Raw genomic sequence first — 19,903 nt, 5'->3', positions numbered from 1 at the left:
GGATCAGGCCAAGCAGCCGCCCCGGCGCCTGAAGCCGGGCTGACTGCCTGAACGCGGACGGGGGCGATCAGGACGCCAGCGCCGCGAAGACCGCCTCCTGCGCCCGAGGCCAGCGGTACATCACCTGCCGATAGCTGAGGCGGAGGCTGCGGTACCCGTCGACGGCAGCGGCGACATCACGGACGCGGTCCCGCTCGAAGGCCTCACCGCCGTCATGGGTCTCCCGGCCGTCGAGCTCGACGATGAGCCGGCCCTCGACGAGCAGGTCGACCCGTCCCACGCCCCGGATCACGACCTGCACCTCGACGCGGAGCCCCGCGAGCCGCAGTCGGTAGCGGGCGAGCGTCTCGATGCCGGACTCCGCCCGCCCGTCGGCGGCCGCGACGACTCGCACGAGGTGCGCGGGCAGGACCGCTGACAGCGCGGCGAGATCGCGCTCACGCAGCAGCCTCATGCTCAGCGCGGAGTCGACCATGGTCAGGACGTGCTCCGGCGGCAGGCAGTCGAACGCGTCCTCGAGCAGCGCCGGCATCGAGGCGGTCCGCGTCGGCGTGTCGACGTCGAGCGCACCGGAGGACCAGTGCAGGCAGAGATCCGGCCGGGGGATGAACGCTGTGACGGCGTCGTCCGGGTCCCGGAGCCGGCTCGCGCCATGGGGGAGCGCGACGTGAAGACGCCGGTCCGGGGGCACCCAGAGCCCGGGCTCGCGGCCAGCGGTCGTCGCGGTCGCGACGCCGCCGAGCCTCGCGGCACGGACGAGCTGGAGCGGCGCGTCCGGGAGGCGTAGTGGCCCCGGCGCACGACAGCGATGCTGCCGACCTCGACGGCCCGGGCGATCCGCTGCTTCGACCAGCCTGCGGCGCGGAGCTGCGCCGTGGTCCAGAAGTTCCGTTGCACGGCGGCGAGTGTGGCCATCGCAGGGGCGGTGCGGACGCGACGTGAGTGAACAGCGCCGGTTCGCGCCGCTCCCGATCGCTTGGGGAGGAGCGGATCACCCTTCTGCGATCAGGCGGACGGCCCTCGTTCAGGCGGGAGGCGCGCCCTGGTGCCTGAACGAAGCCGTTCCGCCTGAACGCGGATCAGGGCTCAGCGAGTCGGATGGGCGCCCGGCGACGCGGGCTGGGCGTCGGCGAGGCCCAGGACGTCGAGGATCCAGGCCAGCTCGAACGCCCGCTCGCGCCAGGCGGCGTAGCGGCCGCTGACGCCGCCGTGGCCCGCGCTCATCTCGGTCTTCAGCAGCACGTCGGCCCCGACCTCGCGGAGCCGTGCGACCCATTTCGCCGGCTCGACGTAGAGCACGCGGGTGTCGTTGAGGCTCGTCGTCGCGAGGATGCGCGGGTACGGGTGATCGCGGATGTTCTCGACCGGCGAGTACGACTTCATGTACCGGTAGACCTCGGGGTCGTGCAGCGGGTCGCCCCACTCGTCCCACTCGATGACCGTGAGGGGCAGCGACGGGTCGAGGATGCTCGTCAGCGGGTCGACGAACGGCACGCCGGCGTGGATGCCCGCGAACAGCTCGGGGGCGAGGTTCGCGACCGCGCCCATGAGGAGGCCGCCCGCGCTCGCGCCCTCGGCGACGAGCCGGTCGGGCGATGCGAGGCCCGCCTGCACGAGGTGCCGGGCCGCCGCGACGAAGTCGGTGAACGTGTTGCGCTTCGTGAGCGTCTTGCCCTGCTCGTACCAGGCGCGACCCATCTCGCCGCCGCCGCGCACATGGGCGATCGCGAACACCGCGCCGCGGTCGAGCAGCGACAGCCGCGCGATCGAGAACGACGGGTCCATGCTCGCCTCGTAGGAGCCGTAGCCGTACAGCAGCATCGGCGCGGGACCGGCGCCGTCGCCGAGGACGTCGCGGCGGCCGACGAGCGAGATCGGCACCCGGGTGCCGTCCTCGGCGAGCGCCCACTCGCGGCGCTCCGCGTAGTCGGCGGGGTCGTAGCCGCCCAGCACCGGCTGCTGCTTCAGCACCGTGAGGTGCCGCTCGGCGACCGCGTAGTCGAGCACCGTCGACGGCGTCACCATCGACGTGTAGCCGAGCCGCAGCGTCGGCTGCGCCCACTCCGGGTTCGCTCCGAGCCCCGCCGAGAACAGCGGCTCGTCGAAGCGGACCTCGTCGATCGGGTCGGCGCCCCCGGGCGCCAGCACGCCGACACGGGCGAGCCCGTCGCGGCGGTAGGACACGGCGACGAACCTCGCGAACGCGTCGACGTCCTCGAGGCGGGTCGCCGGATCGTGCGCGATCAGCGTCTCGCGACCGGCCGCGTCCTCGGGGCGGTCGGGGTCGACCGCGACGAGCTCGAAGTTCTCGGCGCCCTCGTTGTGGAGCACGAGCAGACGGTCTCGGCCGTCGAGCACGGCGTGCTCGACGGAGTACTCGACGCCTTCGCGCCGGGGCCACACCACCCGGAAGCCCTCGTCGGGACGCTCGGTGTCGAGCAGCCACGACTCGCTCGTGATCTTCGATCCGACGCCGATCTCGAGGTACCGGCGGCTGCGGGTCATGCCGACGCCGACCCAGAACCGGTCGTCGGGCTCGCTGAAGACCTGCTCGTCGTCGCCGGTCGCACCGAGCCGGTGTCGCCAGACGGTGTCCGGACGCCACGCCTCGTCGCAGGTCGTGTAGTAGACGCTGCCGGCATCGGGCGCGAAGAGCGCCCCCGGCATCGTGCCCTCGATCACGTCGGGCAGCACCTCGCCGGTGTCGATGCGCTTCACCCGGAGCGTGTACCGCTCGTCGCCCTCGGTGTCGACCGCCCAGAGCACGAGCGTGCCGTCGAGGGAGACGTCGAAGCTGCCGAGCGAGTAGAAGTCGTGGCCCTCGGCCTCGGCGTTGTCGTCGAGCAGCACCTGCTCGCCCGGCACGGTCGCCTCGAGCGCGGGCGGGGTCCAGTCGTCCTTCCCCGCGATCGGGGCGCGGCAGTGCCGGGCGTACTGCTTGCCCTCCTCGGTGCGCGAGTAGTACCACCAGTCGCCCTCGCGGCTCGGTACCGAGAGGTCGGTCTCCTTCGTCCGCGCCTTGATCTCGCCGACGATGCGCTCGCGCAGGCCCTCGAGGTGCGCGGTGCGGGCGTCCGTCCAGGCGTTCTCGGCCTCGAGGTGGGCGCGGACCGACTCGTCGTCCTTGTCGCGCAGCCACTCGTACTCGTCGACGACGGTGTCGCCGTGGTGCGTGCGCTCCGTCGGATGCTTCGCCGCGACCGGCGGAAGGGCTGTGGTGCTCACGCGGCGACCTCCAGGAGTCGGTGGACGGCCCGCTCGGGGATCGGCAGCCAGTCGGGTCGGTTGCGCACCTCGTAGACGCACTCGTAGAGCGCCTTGTCGAGCTCGAACGCGGCGAGCAGCCGCGCATGGGCCTCGATCGGCTCGCCGAGACCCGTGGCGTAGCCCTCGAGGAACGCGGCCCGTGCGGCGTCGGCGCCCGCCCGGGCGCGTGCGACGTCGCCGCCCTCGAGCTCGAGCGTGCCGGCGACGTAGTCGAACGAGCGGAGCATGCCCGCGACGTCGCGCAGGGGTGAGTCGGGTTCGTTGCGCTCGTCCATGGGCCGCAGCGGCTCGCCCTCGAAGTCGAGCAGCACCCAGCCGCGGCCCGGCACGAGCAGCACCTGGCCGAGGTGGAGGTCGCCGTGGATGCGCTGGAACCGCGGCCACTCGTCGGCGGCCGCGGCGGAGAGCACCGCGTCGATGTCGCCCGTGCGGGTGCGCAGCGACGGCACCGCGGCCGCGGCCTGGCCGGCGCGGCCGCGCATGCTCGCGAGCACCGCGTCCTTCGCGCGTCCATCGGCGTCGGTGGTCGGCAGTGCCTCGGCGAGCACGCGGTGCACCTCGGCCGTCGCGGCCCCGAGGTCGCGGGCGGGACCGCGGAAGTCGGCGCCGGTGCGCGCGGCGGCGAGCGTGACGCGCCACGCGTCCTCGGTGTCGGCGAGGAACTCCTGGGCGACCGCGAGGTGCCCGGTGGCGCGGCCGCCGGGCCGTCCGCGGTCCGGCCACTCGCCGAGCAGGGCGCCGTACGTGCGCGGCACGCGCTGCGAGCCTGCCGCGGCGATCGCCGACTGCAGGACCACGTCGGGGTTCTCTCCGTGGTGCAGGGCGCGGAAGACCTTGACGATCACGGCCGGGGCGGGGCCGTCGTCGCGGGCGGTCTCGATGATGATCGAGGTGTTCGACTGCTCGCCGGACAGCACGCGGGCCGAGACGATGCGCGGCACCGGCCCCTCCCAGCCGAGCGGTCGGCCCTCGGCCCGCACCGTGTCGCCCTGGGCGCTGCCGCCGCCGAGCACCAGCCGGAGCAGCGCGGCGACGTAGGCGAGGTCGCGGGGGCCGTCGAGGACGACACCGTCGCGGTCCGCCGCGATCGGCACGCGGTCGCCGTCGTCGTGCGGGCGGTGGACGACGGGCACCTGGTAGAGCGCGGCAGCCCCTGGCGAGCTGTCGAGCACGAGCAGCGTCTCGACCGAGCGGGCGTCGCCGGGAGGCAGGGGGAACGAGCCGAGCCGCGTGAGCGCGGGGGCCTCGTCGCTGTTCGCGAACCAGCGCTGCCCGCTCATCCAGCGGACGAGGTCGGGCCCGAGCGCGGACGGCGCGGTGCCGGTGCCGGAGGTCATCGCTGCAACCTATCGGCCCAGCCTGACGCGGAACCGAGGTCAGCGCGCGGGGTCGTGGCCGGCCGCCGGCCGCGGCTGCTCGTCGTCGGTGTCGTCGGTGTCGTCGGCGTCGTCGAGCGAGGCGTCGCGGTGCTCGGCGGCGGTGAGCAGGGCCCGCTCGAGGTTCTCGTCGGCGCGGTTCCGCCAGTCGCCGGCCGTGTCGGCCGCCCGGGCGCGCAGCTCGTCGGCGGTCTCGGTGAAGCGGTCGCGGACCCCGAGTGCGGCGTCGGTCCACCGGTCGCGGGCGTCGGTGGTCGTCTCGGTCCACCGGTCGCGGACCTCCTGGACCGTCTCGAACGCGCGCCGCGCGACGATCGCGGCGGAGTCGATCAGCCGCCGCCGCCGCTCCTCACCGGCCGCGACGAGCGCGGCGGCGAGACCGGTGGCCGCGAGCAGTCCCGCGGTGAGGCGACGGCCTGCCGTCACGCCGGCTGGTCCGGCTCGGCGCCGGTCTCGAGGTAGGGGTCGGCCGGCGTCGTGAAGTCCTGCTCGACCTCGTCCTCGCTCGGGGTGTCGTCGGGGTCGGTGGGCCTTGCTGCCATGCCGACGAGGCTAGCCCCGCGGGGCGACGGCCGCCTCGGGCTCCCGCACGACGTCCTCCGGCCGCTTGTCCGGCCGCCAGCCGCGCCAGCTCGGCTGCCGCAGCCGCCCGGCGCCCGTCCACTCGGCGAACCGCACCTCGCCGACCAGGTCGGGGACCACCCAGTGCGCGTCGCGCGCGTCGGGGCGCGGCACATCGACGAAGGGGGCCGTGTCCGCCGTCCGCTCGGCGAGCCGGGCACCCACCCGCTCGAGCTCCTCGTCGCTGAACCCGGAGCCGACCCTGCCGACGTACTCGAGCCCGTCCGGGCCCGGTATCCCGACGAGCAGCGAGCCGACCCCGCCGCTGCGGCGCCCGTCGCCCGGCCGCCAGCCGCCGACCACGACCTCCTGCGTGCGCTCGTGCTTCACCTTGAGCCAGTCGGAGGTGCGGGCGCCGGGCCGGTAGCGCGAGTCGGTGCGCTTCAGCACGAGGCCCTCCAGACCGAGTGCGCGGCTGGTCGCCAGCGCCCGCGCGACGAGCTCCGGCAGGTCGCCGCCCGTGCCGGCCCCGACCGCGGGCGGGATCTCGATGCCCGGCTCCGGGCTGAGGAGCCGCTCGAGCCGCCGCCGGCGTTCGGCGTGCGGGACGGCGGTCACCGGCTCGCCGTCGACCTCGAGCAGGTCGAAGAGGAAGAGCTGCACCGGCGCCGCGCGCCGGGCGCGCTCGACGTCGCCCGGACGGGTGAGCCCGAACCGCTGCTGCAGCAGCGCGAAGCTCGGCCGCCCGGTGGCGTCGAGCGCGAGGATCTCGCCGTCGAGCACGGCGGAGGAGGCCCCGACCGCTCGGGCCAGCGCCTGGAGCTCCGGATACGTGGCGGTGAGGTCGAGCTCGTTCCGGCTCGTGAGCGCGACGACGCCGTCGCGCACCTCGGCGAGCGCGCGGACGCCGTCCCACTTCATCTCGATCGACCACGCCTCGTCGCGGTTCGGTCCGCCCGCGGGAGCCGCGGCGGCGAGCATCGGCCGGACCGGGCGGGGGAGCGGCTCGGACCGTGCCGCCGGCGTCGCGGGCTCGGGCAGCGCCATCCGGTGGATGAGCCACTGCTCGCCCGAATGATCCGACGGGTCCTGGCCCGCCCGTGGGCTCGCCTCGCCGGTGCGGACGAGCGCGACCCGCACCGGGCCGCCGCCGAGGCCGCCGTCCGGGGCGCCCGCGAGCGTGGCGATGACCTCGCCGTCGCGCCACTTCTCGGCCGTGTAGGTGCCCGCGTCGAAGCGCAGCACCGAGCCGCCGCCGTACTCGCCCTTCGGGATCTCGCCCTCGAACGACGCGTAGTCGAGCGGGTGGTCCTCGGTGTGCACCGCGAGGTGGTTCCGCTCGCCGAGCCCGGGCACGCCGCGGGGGAGCGCCCACGAGACGAGGACGCCGTCGCGCTCGAGCCGGAAGTCCCAGTGCAGCCGCCGCGCGTGGTGCTCCTGGATGACGAACGAGTCGCCGCGGCCCGTGCTCGGGGCGGCGACCTCGCGCACGCCGGGTTCGGGCGTCCGTCCCGCATCGCGCATGCTGCGGTACCTCGCGAGCGGGTCGCGTTCGGGCACGAGCGCGGCGAGCAGGTCGCCGTCGCGCTCGAGCCGCTCCACGACCTCGTCCGGTGTCAGCTGCCGCAGCCCTTCGTCGTCGAGCTCCTCCCACGTGCGCGGCGCGGCCGCGCCCGGCCGCAGAGTGCCGCGGAGGGAGTACGGGACGAGGGTCGTCTTCGCGGCTCGGTTCTGACTCCAGTCGACGAGCACCTTGCCCGCGCGGATGCTCCGCTTCATGTCGCTGACGACGAGGTCCGGGTGGTCGCCCTCGAGCATGCGCGCGAGCGCGTGGGCGACCTCGGTGACCTCGTCGGACGTCTGCTCGCCGGGCAGCGGGGCGTAGAGGTGGATGCCCTTCGAGCCGCTCGTCACGGGCAGCGGCGCGAGGCCCATGCCCTCGAGGATCGGACGGATGAGGCGCGCGACCTCGGCGCACTCGGCGAGGCCGGCGCCCTCGCCGGGATCGAGGTCGAGCACGAGCCGGTCGGGGTTCGCCGGGCTGCCGTCGTCCCGGAAGCGCCACTGCGGCACGTGCAGCTCGAGCGCCGCGGTCTGCGCGAGCCAGACGAGCGTGGCTCGGTCGAGCAGCAGCGGGTACGTGTTGGTGGAGTGGTGCGTGACGAGCGCCCGGCGCGGCAGCCAGTCGGGGGCGTGGCCCTCGAGGTTCTTCACGAAGAACATCTCGCCCGGCGCCTCGGCGGTGCCGACGCCGTCGGGCCAGCGCTTGCGGGTGACCGGCCGCCCGGCGGCGAGCGGCACGAGCGCGCCGGCGACCGCCGTGTAGTAGGCGAGCACCTGCCCCTTCGTGAAGCCGGTGCCGGGGTAGAGCACCTTGTCGAGCGAGGTGAGCGCGACGCGGCGGCCGTCGACGTCGACGACCTGCTTCTGCGCGCTGCCCGGCATGCTGCTCAGCGTGGTCTGAGCGTCTGCTGAATCGCTGAGACGGCCTGCGTAGCCGCGCACATCGGCCGGGTGGCGGACCCCTCCGTCGTCCACACCCGTGATCTGGGGCCGCGGAAACGCGGTGCGGAGGGCCATACTGTGCCTCCACCAGGGATTCCCCACCCCTAGGAAGGCGAAGCATGCGCAGCATCTGGCGCGGTGCCATCACGTTCGGGCTCGTCAACGTGCCCGTGAAGCTCTACGCGGCCACCGAGGATCACGACCTGTCCCTGCATCAGGTCCACGACGCCGACGGCGGCCGCATCCGCTACCAGCGGCGCTGCGAGATCTGCGGCCGCGTCGTCGACTACCAGCACATCGACCGCGCGTACGACGCGGGCGACCGCACCGTGGTGATCACCGACGAGGACCTGAAGACGCTGCCGGTCGAGAAGAGCCGCGAGATCGACGTCGTCGAGTTCGTGCCGACCGAGCAGGTCGACTCCATCCGGCTGGAGCGCAGCTACTACCTCGAGCCCGACTCGAAGAGCCCCCGCTCCTACATGCTGCTGCGGCGGGTGCTCGAGCGCACCGACCGCATCGCGATCGTGCAGTTCACGCTGCGGCAGAAGACGCGCCTCGGGGCGCTCCGGGTGCACGGCGACGTGCTGCTGCTGCAGTCGCTGCTCTGGGACGACGAGGTGCGGCAGGCCGACTTCCCGTCGCTCGACGCCGAGGTGAAGCTGCAGGACCGCGAGGTCGAGATGGCCGAGTCGCTCGTGCGCAGCTTCGAGAGCGACTTCTCGCCCGCGGACTACACCGACGAGTACCAGGTGCAGCTGCGCCAGCTCGTCGAGGCGAAGCTCGCGCAGGGCGACGCGGTCGACACGGAGCAGACCTTCGGCCGGCAGCCGGAGGAGGCCGCGGGCGACGGCGAGGTCATCGACCTCATGGAGGCGCTGCGGCGCTCGGTCGCCGCGAACCGCGAGGCCGCGGAGGACCGGAAGACGAAGGCGAAGGGCGCCTGAGCCGTCGGGCCCGATCCGCCGGGCCCGAGCAGTCGGGCTCGATGCGGCAGCATCGAGGATCGTGACCCTGCAGCAGCGCTACCAGGTCCGCTTCGACTGGGGCGTCGCCGGCGCCTCGGCGATCGGGGACGACGCGGACGTGCTCGTCTGGGTCGACGCCCTCGGCGACGTCGACGTGCCGCTCCGGGACCTGCCGGAGCGGTGCGCGGTGATCTCGACCGGGCTCGCCGGCGCCGTCGACGCGGCCGTCTGGATCCTCGCGCTGCAGGAGGCGCGGCAGCAGCGCACGATGGTGGCCCTCGTCGGCGCCGGTGCGCCGCGTTCGGACGCGCTCCGCTTCGCGGCCGAGGACCTGCTCGCCGCGGGCGCCGTCTGCGACGCCCTCGAGTCGCGCGGCATCGACGCGATGAGCCCCGAGGCAGCGGTCGCGGACGCGGCGTTCCGCACGCTGCGTCCCGCCGTGCGGGCGCTGCTCGCGTCCGTCGTCGACGGCGGACAGGAGACCGGCGGCGGCCTCGCCGTGCACCGGCAGCACCCGGACGCGTCGGTCGAGGCCTGAGCCGTCGTGCCCTGCGCGCCGCGGATCCGGTCCAGCGGCGCATCCGCACGCGATTCGGGCCAGGGGCCGGATCCGGTGCGGGCGACCGAATCGGTGGCGCCCGTCACCGGGACGTCGCCCGAATCCAGGCCGTCCGGCCGGAGCCGCACCGTCGCAGGACCCCGGGTCCTGAATCCTGGTCTCGGTCCTGAAGCCTGCTCGCGCCGCGGGTTCCGTCTCGCCACGGATTCGGTCCAGCGGCGTATCCGCACCGGATTCGGATCAGAGGCGGGATCCGATGCGGTCGACCGAATCAGTGGGCCCGGATTCTGGACCGGCCGTCAGCGGCGACCGGAGCGCGCGCGGAGCACGCCCGGCGCCACGAACCACGCGACGGCGACCCCGACGAGCGCCACGACTCCGGCTCCCGCAGCGAGCGCCGGCCCGGCGGCGACGCTGAACACGAGCACCGCGACCCCGACGACGACGAGCCCGACCACGGCGAGCGCCGCGCGGAGCAGGACGTCCGTCCAGGCGACGATGCGGTCCATCGCCCGCTGCCGGAACAGCGTCCGGTGCAGCGCCACGGGCATGAGGGCGAGCACCGTCGCCGAGGTCGCGAGCGCGACGAGCACGAGGTAGAGCGTCTTCTCGGGGGCCGCGAGCCCGCGGAACGTCGGTTGGAACGCCACGGTGAGCAGGAAGCCGGTGAGGATCTGGGTGCCCGTCTCGACGACCCGCAGCTCCTGCAGCAGCGCGTTCCAGTTGCGGTCGAGCCGCTCGGTCGCGGTCTCGTCGCGGCCGTCGTCGGGGTCCGCGTCGACCCGCTCGCCGCCCGGTCCGGCCTGATCCGTCACAGCGCGCACTGTAGCGAGCGTCCCCTCGTCCAGCGGCGGTTCGTAGGCTGCGGGGATGCCGGTCCTCGACGAGCTCGCGACGCGGCTCGGCCCAGCGCTCGTCACCGATCCGGGCGCGCTGCAGCCCTACCGCACGGATCGCAGCGGCTGGACGACGGCGGACGAGCCGCTCGCCCTGGTCCGGGCCCGTTCCATCGAGGACGTGCAGGCCGCGCTGCGGTTCGCCACGGCCCACCGGGTCCCGGTCGTGCCGCGCGGCGCCGGCACCGGGCTCGCCGGCGGGTCGGTCGGCACCGCGGGCTCGCTCGTGCTCGACGTCTCCGGGATGGACCGGGTGCTCGAGATCGACGTCGAGGACGAGGTCGCGGTCGTGCAGGCGGGTGTCGTCACCGACGACCTCGCCAGGGAGCTCGCTCCGCACGGGCTCTGGTGGCCGCCCGATCCGGCGAGCCGTGCGATCTCGACGGTCGGCGGCAACGTCGCGACGAACGCCGGCGGACTGCTCTGCGCGAAGTACGGCGTCACCCGCGAGAGCGTGCTCGGCCTCGCGGTCGTGCTCGCCGACGGGCGTCTCGTGCGGCTCGGCCGCCGCACCGTGAAGGGCGTCACCGGCTACGACCTCACCGCGCTGCTCATCGGCTCCGAGGGCACGCTCGGGGTCGTCGTCGAGGCGACGCTGAAGCTCCGCCGGATCGACACCACCCCGGCGGTCACGGTCGCCGGCACCTTCGCGAGCGTCGAGGACGCGGCCGCCGCGGCCGCCGCCATCACCGCCTCGGGGCTCCGGCCCGCGGCGCTCGAGCTGATGGACGCCGCGAGCTGCGCCGCGATCGACGCCCTCTACGCCGCACGCGGCGAGACCACGCCGCTCGCCGGCCGGGGAGCGTTCCTGCTCGTCCGCACCGACGGGGCCGCCGCCGAGGCCGAGGCCGCCCGCGCCGTCGCGCTGCTCACGGAGGTGGGCGGCGCCGCGGAGCGCAGCACCGACGAGGCGACGGGGGAGCGGCTGCTCGCGCTGCGCCGCAGCGCGCACCCCGCGTTCATGCGCCTCGGCGAGGTGCTGATCGAGGACGTCGCGGTGCCGCGCAGCGCGCTGCCCGCGATGTTCCGCGCGATCGAGCGGATCAGCGTCGAGCACGGCCTGCCGATCCCCACCGTCGCGCACGCGGGCGACGGCAACCTGCACCCGAACGTCGTGATCCCCCCGACCCTCCCGCACGCACCCGGCGAGATCCCCGACGCGGTCTGGTCCGCCGCCGACGCGATCTTCACCGCGGCGATGGCGCTCGGCGGCACCCTGACCGGCGAGCACGGCGTCGGCGTGCTGAAGCGGCGCTGGATCGAGCGCGAGCTCGGCGAGGACGTGCTCGAGCTGTCGCGCCGGGTGAAGGCGGCGTTCGACCCGCTCGGCATCCTGAACCCGGGGAAGGCGCTGTGACGCGGCCGCCGCTCTCGACCCACTCGATCCGCGACCTCGCCCTCATCGCCGACGGCGAGCGCGGGGCGGTGCTCGCCCCTGACGGCAGCATCTCGTGGCTCTGCGCGCCGCGTTGGGAGAGCCCGGCCGTGTTCGCGGAGCTGCTGGGCGGCGCCGGCACGTTCAGCGTCCGACCCGCGAGCCCCAGCATCTGGGGCGGCAGCTACGAGCCCGGCAGCCTCATCTTCCACAGCCGCTGGATCGGCCGCACCGAGCGGGTCGAGGTGCTCGACGCCCTCGCGCTGCCGTCGTACCCCGACACGCTCACGCTGCTGCGGCGCATCGAGGCCACCGACGGCGACGTCGTCGTCGAGGTCGAGCTCGACGTGTCCGGCGACTACGGCCGCGCGAAGCGCTCCCGGAGCGTGCGGCGCGACGACGCCGGCGTGTGGACCGGCACGAACGCCGACGGCCTGCGCTGGCGGTTCCAGGGCGCCGCCGAGGGCGAGGCCGACACGTCCGGCGTGATCCGGATGCGCCTCGCGCTGAAGTCCGGCGAGCAGCGCGACCTCGTGCTCGAGCTCGGCACGACGTTGCCCGACCGGCCGCTGCGCGCCGAGGTGGCGTGGCCGGCGACGGAGCAGTCGTGGCGGGAGCGCGTGCCGTCGATGAGCGCGTCGATCGCTCCTCGCGACGCGCAGCAGGCGTACGCGGTCATGTGCGGCTTCACGTCGTCGGGCGGCGGCATGGTCGCCGCGGCGACGACGAGCCTGCCGGAGAACATCGGCGGCTCCCGCGACTACGACTACCGCTACACCTGGCTGCGCGACCAGTGCTTCGCCGGTCAGGCCGACGCGGCCGCCGGCGGCACCTCGCTGCTGAAGCCGGCGCTCGACTTCGTCACCGCCCGGGTGCTCGAGGACGGCCCCGGGCTGAAGCCCGTCTACACCTCGTACGGCGGGTCCATGCCGCCGGAGGTCGACCTCACGCTCCCCGGGTACCCGGGCGGCCGCACCGTCGTCGGCAACCGCGCGCACCGGCAGTTCCAGCTCGACGTGTTCGGCGACGCCCTGCTGCTCTTCGCGGCGGGGGAGCGGGCGGGCCTGCTCCACTCGGACGGCCGGCGGGCCGCGAACCTCGCCATGCAGGCGATCGGGGAGCGCTGGGACACCCCCGACGCCGGCATCTGGGAGATGGAGCCCCGCTGGTGGACGCAGTCGCGGCTGCTCTGCGTCGCCGGGCTGCGTTCGATGGCCCGTCAGCAGGGCCCGGCCGAGGCCGCGCGCTACCTGCGGCTCGCCGACTCGCTCGCCGCGGAGGCGACGTCGCGGGCGCTCCACGCCGACGGCTACTGGCAGCAGCACCCCGACACCGACGGCACCGACGCGGCGCTGCTCATGCCGGCGGTCCGCGGCGCGTTCGCGCCCGACGACCCGCGCAACCTCGCGACGCTGCAGCGCGTGCTCGACGACCTGACGGCGGACGGCTACGCGTACCGGTTCCGCGCGCACGGCCGGCCGCTCGGCGAGGAGGAGGGCGCCTTCCTGCTCTGCGGCTTCATGATCGCGCTCGCGCACCACGCGGTCGGCGACCGGGTGGAGGCCTTCCGCTGGTTCGAGCGCAACCGGGCCGCCGCCGGGTCGCCGGGGCTCTTCGCCGAGGAGTTCGACGTGCAGCAGCGGCAGCTCCGAGGCAACCTGCCGCAGGCCTTCGTGCACGCGCTCATGCTCGAGACGTCGCTGCGCCTCGCCGGGTGATGCGCCGCCGTCAGATGCTGCCGACGCTCCCCGCGTCGACGCGGTAGTTCGCCCCGTTCACGAACGACGCCCCCGCCGAGCAGAGGAACGCGATGACCGCGGCGACCTCGTCGGGCTCGCCCCGGCGCTTGATGGCCATGAAGGGGCGCTTCGTCTCGAGCATCTGCTCGACGGCGTCGTCGAACGAGATGCCCTGCTCCCTCGACGACTTCTCCATCATCGCGTCGGTCATCGGGGTGTGGATGAAGGCGGGCGAGACGGCGTTCACGGTGAGGCCCTCCTTCGCGTAGGTGCGCGACATGCCCTTCATGAGCGCGAGCACGCCGGCCTTCGCCGAGCAGTAGGGGATCTCGTCCTCGTACGGCTGCACGGCGTCCTCGCTCGCGAGGAACACGAGCCGGCCCCAGCCACCCGAGCGCAGGTGCGGCAGGAAGGTGCGGGCGATGCGCACCGGCCCCATGAGGTCGACCTCGATGGTGCTCGCCCAGCCCTCCTCGTCGATCTCGTGGAAGAGGCCCTGCGCGCCGGTGATGCCGGACGCCTGCACCAGGATGTCGATCCCGCCCACCGACGCCTCGGTGCGGCGCTTCAGCGCGTCGAGGTCGTCCTGCTTCGTCACGTCCGCCGCGAAGGCGAAGAGGCGTCCGTCGGGGGCGCCGAGCCGACCCGCCGCCTGGTCGAGGCGGTCCTGGTCGATGTCGGTGAGCACGACGATCGCGCCCTCCGCGAGCAGCCGCCTGGCCGTGTGCCAGCCGATGCCCGAGTCGCCGCCGAAGACGAGTGCCCGCTTGCCGCCGATGCCGAGATCCATGCCCGAGAGCGTACGAACGCGTTCCCTGGGCGGTCAGCGCCCGCCGACCGGCTTCCCAGGCGGCGGTCAAGAGCGGGGGCCTTCACTTGGTCCCATGGCCAGTGCGGTGCTGAGTGAGGTGCGCGTCTTCCGCGACGTGCGCGCGAACCTCGTGGAGGGTCCCTTCTACGACGACGGGACGGTCTACTGGACCGACATCGAGCAGGGGCTCCTGCACGTGTCGCCGTGGGACGGCCCGGCCGACGGCTCGGGCGACCGGGTGCTCACGGTCGGGCCGCCGCTCGCGTCGTTCGCGCCCGCCCCCGGCGGCTTCGTCGCGGCGCTCGGCGACCGCGTCGTGCTGCTCGATGCCGACGGCGCCGTGACGCGGGTGCTCGCCACGGTCGAGCACCCGTCGCCCGGCATGCGCTTGAACGAGGGCAAGGCCGACCCGCAGGGGCGCTTCCTCGTCGGCTCCCTCACGCGCGACAAGAAGAACCCCGACGCGAGCTGGTACCGGGTCGGGGAGGACCGCACCGATCACCTGATGGGCGGGTTCGGCACGACGAACGGCCTCGAGTGGTCGCCCGACGCCACCCGCGTCTACCTCGCCGACACGGCGGTCGACACGATCTACACCGCGCCGTGGGACCCCGAGGCCGGCCCCGGCGAGCTCGAGACCTTCGCCACCGGCCACCACTTCGACGGGGCGGCGATGGACGCCGAGGGGCACCTCTGGTGCGCGGTGTACAGCGAGGGCGTCGCCGTCCGCCTCGACGAGCACGGCGAGGTCATGGAGCGCGTCGAGGTGCCCGCGCCGCACGTCTCCGGGATCGCCTTCGGTGGACCGGACCTCTCGACCCTGCTGATCGGCGGGGCCGCCCAGCACCTCTCCGACGAGGACCTCGAGCGGTACCCGCACGCGGGCGCGATGTTCGCGGTCGAGACCGCTGTGCGCGGTCTCCCCGTGCGACGCTTCGGGGGATGAGCCTCCTCGCCCGCCCGGCGCAGCCGCAGCAGCCGATCTGGCAGGAGCGGCAGCGGCCGGGGTCCGCAGCGGCGGTCGTCGCCGCGGTGTTCGGCATCGCGATCGCCGCGATCGCCTGCGCGGCCGTGCTGCTCTACCTGATCAGCGGGCTCGGCACGCTGGGCGTCGCGATCGCGGGGCTCGCCGCCCTCGTGCCGTTCCTCCTCGTGCTCGCCGTCGTGCGGTGGATCGACCGCTGGGAGCCGGAGCCGCGCGCCGCCCTCGTCTTCGCCGTGCTGTGGGGCGCAGGCGTCGCGGTCGTCGTCGCGCTCCTCTTCGACCTCGGCGTGCAGATCGTCGTCGGCGCGAGCGGCGGCAGGCCGAACGACCTGCTGCAGGCGGTCGTGCAGGCGCCGCTCGTCGAGGAGTCCGCGAAGGGCACCGGCGTGCTGCTGCTGCTCTGGTTCAACCGGCGCAACTTCGACGGGCCCGTCGACGGCCTCGTGTACGCCGCCGCCGTGGCGGGAGGATTCGCCTTCAGCGAGAACATCCTCTACTTCGGGCGCACGCTCGCCGAGACCGGGCTCGGGCCCGACTTCGCCGTCATCTTCGTCGCCCGGGGCCTGTTCTCGCCCTTCGCGCACGCGCTCTTCACCTCCTGCACCGGCTACGCGCTCGGCAAGGCGGCCGAGCGCACGAACGGCTTCGGGGCGATCGGGTACTTCGTGGTCGGGCTGATCCCCGCCGCGATCCTGCACGCGCTCTGGAACGGCGGCCTCTCGCTCGCCCGCAGCCAGATCGGGTGGTACTTCACGATCGAGGTGCCGATCTTCCTGATCGCCGTCACCGTCGTGCTCGCGGTCCGCACCCGCGAGCGGGCCATCACCCGCGCCCGGCTCGGCGAGTACGCCGACGCGGGCTGGTTCACGCCGGACGAGGTCGCGCTGCTGTCGACCTGGGCGGGACGCCGGCACGCGATGCGCTGGGCGGACGTGCAGCCCGACCGGCGGCGCAAGCGCCTCGCGATGCGCCGGTTCGTCCGCGACGCCACCCGCCTCGGCCACGCGCGCCAACGGCTGCTGCGGCAGCGCGCGGGCGTCGGCCGCACGCCGGACGAGCAGGAGCTGCTCGCCCGCATCTCGGCGGACCGCGCGGTGCTCGTCTCCTGACAGGCGCCCGTCAGGGCCGCGGATCGGCGGCGTCGTACGCGAGGAAGCCGAGCCGCCGCACGAGCACCGCGACGATCACGATCACGAGCGCGCCGCCGACCACCGGCGGCAGCCAGAGCAGCCCGAGCGAGGCGACGACGCCGACGTAGAGGTCGCCGATGCGCGGGCCGCCGGTCACGACGACGATGAACACGCCCTGCAGCCGTCCGCGCATGTCGTCGGGCGCCGCGGCCTGCAGCACCGTCGAGCGGAAGATCGCGCTCACGTTGTCGGCGGCGCCCGCACCGGCGAGCAGCAGCGTCGCGAGCGCGATCGCGGGCAGGTCGACCGCGGGCGGCGGCGGCGCGACCCCGCTCGCGATACCGAGCCCCGTGACCCCGAGCACCGCCCCGAAGAGCAGGATGCAGGCGCCGTACGCCTGGATCGCGAGCTCGATGGCGCGCCCCTGCCGCCGCACGGCCCCGAGCCGGCCGGAGAACACGCTGCTGAGCAGCGCGCCGACGGCGTACGCGGCCGAGAGCACGCCGACCGTGACGGCGCCGCCGCCGAGGAGCACCGCGCCCGCGGCGGGGAACAGCACGCGCGGCTGCCCGAAGGTCATCGCCACGATGTCGACGAGGAAGCTCGCGCGGATGTTCGGCGCGGCGCGCAGGAAGCGCATCCCGCCGAGCAGCGACTCGAGCCCGGGCCGGTCGACGTGCTCCGCAGGCGGCAGCGCGGGCAGGGTGAGCACGCCGAGGAGCACCGCGACGAAGAGCACCGCGTCGACCGTGTAGCACCACGAGTACCCGACCGCGGCGACGAGCACACCCGCGAGCGCCGGACCGAGCGTCACCGCGATGCCGGTCGAGATGCCGCCGAGCGCGGCCGCGGCCGGCAGCAGCCGAGCCGGGAGCAGCCGGGGCGTGATCGCCGACTCGGTCGCGAGCAGCACGGTCGTCGCCACCGCGTTCACCGCTGTGAGCACGTAGAGCGACGGCGCCGTCTCGGCGCCCGCCCACGACAGCACCGCGATCGCGACCGTCGACGCCCACGAGAGCAGGCCGGACACGAGCGCGACGACCCGGCGGTCGAACGCGTCGGCGAGCATGCCGCCGTACAGGCCGGCGAGGATCATCGGCACGAGCGCGACGACGCCCGTGAGCGAGACCGCGAAGGTCGATCCGGTCAGCGCGTAGACGTTGAGGCCGACCGCGACGATCGTGAGCTGGCTGCCGATCCCGGCGATGCTGCGACCCGCGAGGAGCCGCGCGAAGGGGGCGCTCGCGGTGATCGGCTCGAGGTCGACGAGGGCGCCGCGGCGGCGGGGGGCTGCATCCATGGAGGTCCCCATCCTCGTCGCCGGACCCAGGCGCTGCGGAATCCTCCTGCGGTTGACTGCTGCCATGACCGATCTCAACAGCAAGCCCGAGCTCGACCCGCCCACCGGCCCCGCGCCGACCGACCTCGTGATCGAGGACATCGTCGAGGGCTCCGGCGCCGAGGCCCAGCCCGGGGGCACGGTGACCGTGCACTACCTCGGCGTCGACTACGACTCCGGGGAGGAGTTCGACTCGTCGTGGAGCCGCGGGCAGTCGATCACCTTCCCGCTCACGAGCCTCATCGAGGGCTGGAAGCGCGGGATCCCCGGCATGAAGGTCGGCGGCCGCCGCAAGCTCACCGTCCCGCCGGAGCTCGCCTACGGTCCCGCCGGCGGCGGCCACCGGCTGTCCGGGCAGACGCTGATCTTCGTGATCGACCTCCTGAACGCCTGAGCGACGCGCCGGGCGGCCTTGCGCGAGCGGGGCGCCCGGCGCACACTGAGCGAGTCGATTCATCGCCCGGGCGAGCTGCAGGCAGCGCCGCACCACCGGGCGATGAATCCTTTTCCGGGCCGTTCCGGAGCGCCGCAACCGCGCCTCCTAGGCTGATGCGGTGACGCGCGCCGCCGACCTCGTCGACCGACTGACGGCCGTGGTGCCGGACTTCCCCGTGCCGGGGGTGCTGTTCCGCGACCTCACGCCGACGCTCGCCGACGCGGAGGCGCTGAAGGCCATCACCGACGAGCTCGTCGGGGGGTTCGCGGGCCGCTTCGACCTCGTGGCGGGCATCGAGGCGCGCGGGTTCCTGCTCGCGGCGGCCGCGGCCTACGCGAGCGGCAGCGGCGTGCTCGCGGTGCGGAAGGCGGGCAAGCTGCCGCCCGCGACCCTCGCCGTGCACTACGACCTCGAGTACGGCTCCGCGTCGCTCGAGGTGCGCCACGACGACTTCCCGGTCGGCGCCCGCATCCTCGTGCTCGACGACGTGCTCGCCACGGGCGGCACGGTCGCGGCCACCTGCACGCTGCTCGAGCGCGCCGGCGCGACGATCGCGGGCGTCGGCGTGGTGCTCGAGCTGACGGGGCTCGGCGGCCGGGCCGCGCTGCCCGAGCGGGAGATCGCCGCGATCCGCACGATCGCCTGATCCACTCCTCCCCAGGCGCTTCCGGCCGCCCCCGCGCGGGCGCTCGATGTGGAGGGCGGCCGGGAGCGGCCGCGCAGCCGCCACGCTGCCCGCCATGCAGCACCAGCACCCCGACGTGGTCCGGGCCGACGACGCCGCGGCGTTCCTCGGCCTCGTCCCCGCGCTCACCGGAGGCACCCCGCAGGAGAGCCTCGTCCTCGTCGCCTTCACCGGGCGGCGCACCGCCGGCGCCCTCCGGCTCGACCTGCCCGTCTCGAGCGCGCGCGGCGTCGGGAAGCGCTTCGCGACGACCGCCGTCGGCATGCTCTGCAAGGTCGAGCGCGTCGACGGCGTCGTGCCCGTCGTCTACACCGGCCTCCCGTTCGCCCGCGCGCCGTGGCCGCTGCTCGAGCGTGTCGCGAGCCGGGCCCGCGAGGCGGGGCTCGACGTGCGGGACCTCCTCGTCGTGGCCGCCGACGGCTGGGGCTCCCTGCTCGACCCGGCCCAGCCCGTGGGAGGCCGCCCGCTCGCCGAGATCGGTCCGACCCCGCAGGGGACGCGGCTGCTCGAGGTGGACGAGGCGGTGCGCCTGCCCGAGGTCCCCGAGCCGGAGATCGAGGTCTTCCTCGACGCGCTCGTGCGCTGGGAGCTGCTGCCGGAGGGCGCCGGCCGCGTGCACGGGCTGGACCCCGCGAGGGGTGTGCGCGGGCGGGCCTTCGGGCCCGCGGCGGCGCCGGAGCGCTTCGTGGGCCGGGTGCTCGGCGGTCTGGACGTCAGCGCGGCGATCGAGGGGATGCTCGAGGAGCATCCGGACGGGCCGTGCGCGTGCTCCGCGCTGCTCGCGGCGCTCGCCGGGCTGCCGGTGCTGCGCGACCTCGTCATGATGCAGTTCGCGTGGGGGCCGGAGTTCGGCGCCTACGTCCGCGAGCGCACCCTCGTCTCGGCCGAGCCCGTCGAGCCCACCGACCCGGTCGTGCTCGCCTTCAGCGGCGGCGACATGGTGCGACCCGATCCCGACCGCGTCGAGCGCGGCATCGCCGCCGTGAAGCGCGCCGCCGCGTGCCTGTCGCCGGCCGACCGCGCGCCGCTGCTCACCGTCGCCGGGTGGCTGTCGTGGACGCTCGGCCGCGGCACGATCGCAGCGGCATTCGTCGACCGCGCGCTCGTCGCCGACCCCGCGTACCCGTTCGCGTCGCTGCTCGGCACGATGCTCGGCGCGGGGATGCTGCCCGAGTGGGCGTTCCGGACGGAGCCGCTCGCACCCGCCGCGCGGGCCTGGCTGCCGGCGGGCTGAGCGGGCAGCGCGGGAGCGCGCGCCGGCGCGGCCTAGA

General features: G+C 74.7%; 17 protein-coding genes. 9 read left to right on the top strand and 8 right to left on the bottom strand.

Going from position 1 to position 19,903, the window contains the following annotated elements; all coding sequences use genetic code 11:
- Nucleotides 1-67: 67 nt before the first annotated feature.
- The 5 genes from QDR37_RS13945 to QDR37_RS13925 form a co-directional block, all read right to left on the bottom strand.
- Nucleotides 68-691, bottom strand: a complete 624-nt coding sequence (locus QDR37_RS13945; RefSeq protein ID WP_279714390.1) for a DUF559 domain-containing protein — start codon at nucleotides 689-691, stop codon at nucleotides 68-70.
- A gap of 395 nt (nucleotides 692-1,086) precedes the next feature.
- Nucleotides 1,087-3,225: a S9 family peptidase gene (locus QDR37_RS13940; RefSeq protein WP_279714389.1), complete on the bottom strand. Its 2,139-nt coding sequence runs from the start codon at nucleotides 3,223-3,225 to the stop codon at nucleotides 1,087-1,089.
- Nucleotides 3,222-4,604: a phosphotransferase gene (locus tag QDR37_RS13935; RefSeq protein WP_279714388.1), complete on the bottom strand. Its 1,383-nt coding sequence runs from the start codon at nucleotides 4,602-4,604 to the stop codon at nucleotides 3,222-3,224. The genes QDR37_RS13940 and QDR37_RS13935 overlap by 4 nt, the downstream gene beginning before the upstream one ends.
- A gap of 39 nt (nucleotides 4,605-4,643) precedes the next feature.
- Nucleotides 4,644-5,069 (bottom strand): hypothetical protein, encoded by a 426-nt coding sequence (locus tag QDR37_RS13930; protein WP_279714387.1) that lies wholly within the window; start codon nucleotides 5,067-5,069, stop codon nucleotides 4,644-4,646.
- A gap of 126 nt (nucleotides 5,070-5,195) precedes the next feature.
- The gene (locus tag QDR37_RS13925; protein WP_279714386.1) at nucleotides 5,196-7,649 is read right to left on the bottom strand and encodes an ATP-dependent DNA ligase; all 2,454 of its coding nucleotides are present in this window, start codon (nucleotides 7,647-7,649) and stop codon (nucleotides 5,196-5,198) included.
- 179 nt (nucleotides 7,650-7,828) lie between these two features.
- Between QDR37_RS13925 and QDR37_RS13920 the strand changes: the two genes are divergently transcribed.
- Both QDR37_RS13920 and QDR37_RS13915 read left to right on the top strand, forming a co-directional pair.
- Nucleotides 7,829-8,656 (top strand): Ku protein, encoded by an 828-nt coding sequence (locus QDR37_RS13920; RefSeq protein ID WP_279714385.1) that lies wholly within the window; start codon nucleotides 7,829-7,831, stop codon nucleotides 8,654-8,656.
- Between the two features lie 61 nt (nucleotides 8,657-8,717).
- Complete coding sequence (locus QDR37_RS13915) at nucleotides 8,718-9,215, top strand: hypothetical protein (protein ID WP_279714384.1); 498 nt, start codon at nucleotides 8,718-8,720, stop codon at nucleotides 9,213-9,215.
- A gap of 320 nt (nucleotides 9,216-9,535) precedes the next feature.
- On the opposite strand, the gene QDR37_RS13910 is transcribed toward QDR37_RS13915, so the two are convergent.
- Entirely contained in the window at nucleotides 9,536-10,051 is a 516-nt protein-coding gene (locus QDR37_RS13910; RefSeq protein WP_279714383.1) for a DUF6328 family protein, read from the bottom strand.
- A 55-nt stretch (nucleotides 10,052-10,106) separates the two neighbouring features.
- Between QDR37_RS13910 and QDR37_RS13905 the strand changes: the two genes are divergently transcribed.
- Complete coding sequence (locus tag QDR37_RS13905; protein ID WP_279714382.1) at nucleotides 10,107-11,489, top strand: FAD-linked oxidase C-terminal domain-containing protein; 1,383 nt, start codon at nucleotides 10,107-10,109, stop codon at nucleotides 11,487-11,489.
- On the top strand, nucleotides 11,486-13,225 hold the full coding sequence (locus QDR37_RS13900) for a glycoside hydrolase family 15 protein (RefSeq protein ID WP_279714381.1): 1,740 nt from the start codon (nucleotides 11,486-11,488) through the stop codon (nucleotides 13,223-13,225). Before QDR37_RS13905 ends, QDR37_RS13900 begins: the two co-directional genes overlap by 4 nt.
- A gap of 10 nt (nucleotides 13,226-13,235) precedes the next feature.
- Here QDR37_RS13900 and QDR37_RS13895 read toward each other — a convergent pair whose 3' ends face one another.
- Nucleotides 13,236-14,036 (bottom strand): SDR family oxidoreductase, encoded by an 801-nt coding sequence (locus tag QDR37_RS13895; RefSeq protein ID WP_279714380.1) that lies wholly within the window; start codon nucleotides 14,034-14,036, stop codon nucleotides 13,236-13,238.
- 94 nt (nucleotides 14,037-14,130) lie between these two features.
- Between QDR37_RS13895 and QDR37_RS13890 the strand changes: the two genes are divergently transcribed.
- Both QDR37_RS13890 and QDR37_RS13885 read left to right on the top strand, forming a co-directional pair.
- Nucleotides 14,131-15,003, top strand: a complete 873-nt coding sequence (locus QDR37_RS13890) for an SMP-30/gluconolactonase/LRE family protein (protein WP_279714379.1) — start codon at nucleotides 14,131-14,133, stop codon at nucleotides 15,001-15,003.
- Nucleotides 15,000-16,151 carry a PrsW family intramembrane metalloprotease gene (locus QDR37_RS13885; protein WP_279714378.1) on the top strand — a complete coding sequence of 384 codons (1,152 nt, stop codon included), beginning with the start codon at nucleotides 15,000-15,002 and terminating at the stop codon, nucleotides 16,149-16,151. The genes QDR37_RS13890 and QDR37_RS13885 overlap by 4 nt, the downstream gene beginning before the upstream one ends.
- Nucleotides 16,152-16,161: 10 nt before the next feature.
- On the opposite strand, the gene QDR37_RS13880 is transcribed toward QDR37_RS13885, so the two are convergent.
- Nucleotides 16,162-17,472, bottom strand: coding sequence for an MFS transporter (locus QDR37_RS13880; RefSeq protein ID WP_279714377.1), 1,311 nt, complete (start codon nucleotides 17,470-17,472; stop codon nucleotides 16,162-16,164).
- A 64-nt stretch (nucleotides 17,473-17,536) separates the two neighbouring features.
- On the opposite strand from QDR37_RS13880, the gene QDR37_RS13875 reads away from it, so the two are divergent.
- From QDR37_RS13875 to QDR37_RS13865, 3 genes are all read left to right on the top strand, one after another.
- Nucleotides 17,537-17,905, top strand: coding sequence for an FKBP-type peptidyl-prolyl cis-trans isomerase (locus QDR37_RS13875; RefSeq protein ID WP_279714376.1), 369 nt, complete (start codon nucleotides 17,537-17,539; stop codon nucleotides 17,903-17,905).
- 160 nt (nucleotides 17,906-18,065) lie between these two features.
- A complete protein-coding gene (locus QDR37_RS13870; protein WP_279714375.1) occupies nucleotides 18,066-18,593 on the top strand; it encodes an adenine phosphoribosyltransferase in 528 nt (175 codons plus the stop codon).
- Nucleotides 18,594-18,687: 94 nt separating this feature from the next.
- Complete coding sequence (locus QDR37_RS13865; protein WP_279714374.1) at nucleotides 18,688-19,866, top strand: DUF4192 family protein; 1,179 nt, start codon at nucleotides 18,688-18,690, stop codon at nucleotides 19,864-19,866.
- The last annotated feature ends 37 nt before the right edge of the window (nucleotides 19,867-19,903 follow it).

It is taken from the genome of Amnibacterium sp. CER49, from assembly GCF_029846255.1.
GTDB lineage: Bacteria > Actinomycetota > Actinomycetes > Actinomycetales > Microbacteriaceae > Amnibacterium.
Note: the sequence above shows the minus strand (reverse complement) of the source record. Positions and strands in the feature narration are given on the sequence as shown.

Excerpts from the sequence above, each read along its gene's own strand:
- QDR37_RS13935 (WP_279714388.1), bottom strand. The coding sequence starts at position 4,604 with ATGACCTCCGGCACCGGCACCGCGCCGTCCGCGCTCGGGCCCGACCTC.
- QDR37_RS13925 (WP_279714386.1), bottom strand. The coding sequence starts at position 7,649 with ATGCCGGGCAGCGCGCAGAAGCAGGTCGTCGACGTCGACGGCCGCCGC.
- QDR37_RS13920 (WP_279714385.1), top strand. The coding sequence starts at position 7,829 with ATGCGCAGCATCTGGCGCGGTGCCATCACGTTCGGGCTCGTCAACGTG.
- QDR37_RS13905 (WP_279714382.1), top strand. The coding sequence starts at position 10,107 with ATGCCGGTCCTCGACGAGCTCGCGACGCGGCTCGGCCCAGCGCTCGTC.
- QDR37_RS13895 (WP_279714380.1), bottom strand. The coding sequence starts at position 14,036 with ATGGATCTCGGCATCGGCGGCAAGCGGGCACTCGTCTTCGGCGGCGAC.
- QDR37_RS13890 (WP_279714379.1), top strand. The coding sequence starts at position 14,131 with ATGGCCAGTGCGGTGCTGAGTGAGGTGCGCGTCTTCCGCGACGTGCGC.
- QDR37_RS13885 (WP_279714378.1), top strand. The coding sequence starts at position 15,000 with ATGAGCCTCCTCGCCCGCCCGGCGCAGCCGCAGCAGCCGATCTGGCAG.
- QDR37_RS13880 (WP_279714377.1), bottom strand. The coding sequence starts at position 17,472 with ATGGATGCAGCCCCCCGCCGCCGCGGCGCCCTCGTCGACCTCGAGCCG.
- QDR37_RS13875 (WP_279714376.1), top strand. The coding sequence starts at position 17,537 with ATGACCGATCTCAACAGCAAGCCCGAGCTCGACCCGCCCACCGGCCCC.
- QDR37_RS13865 (WP_279714374.1), top strand. The coding sequence starts at position 18,688 with ATGCAGCACCAGCACCCCGACGTGGTCCGGGCCGACGACGCCGCGGCG.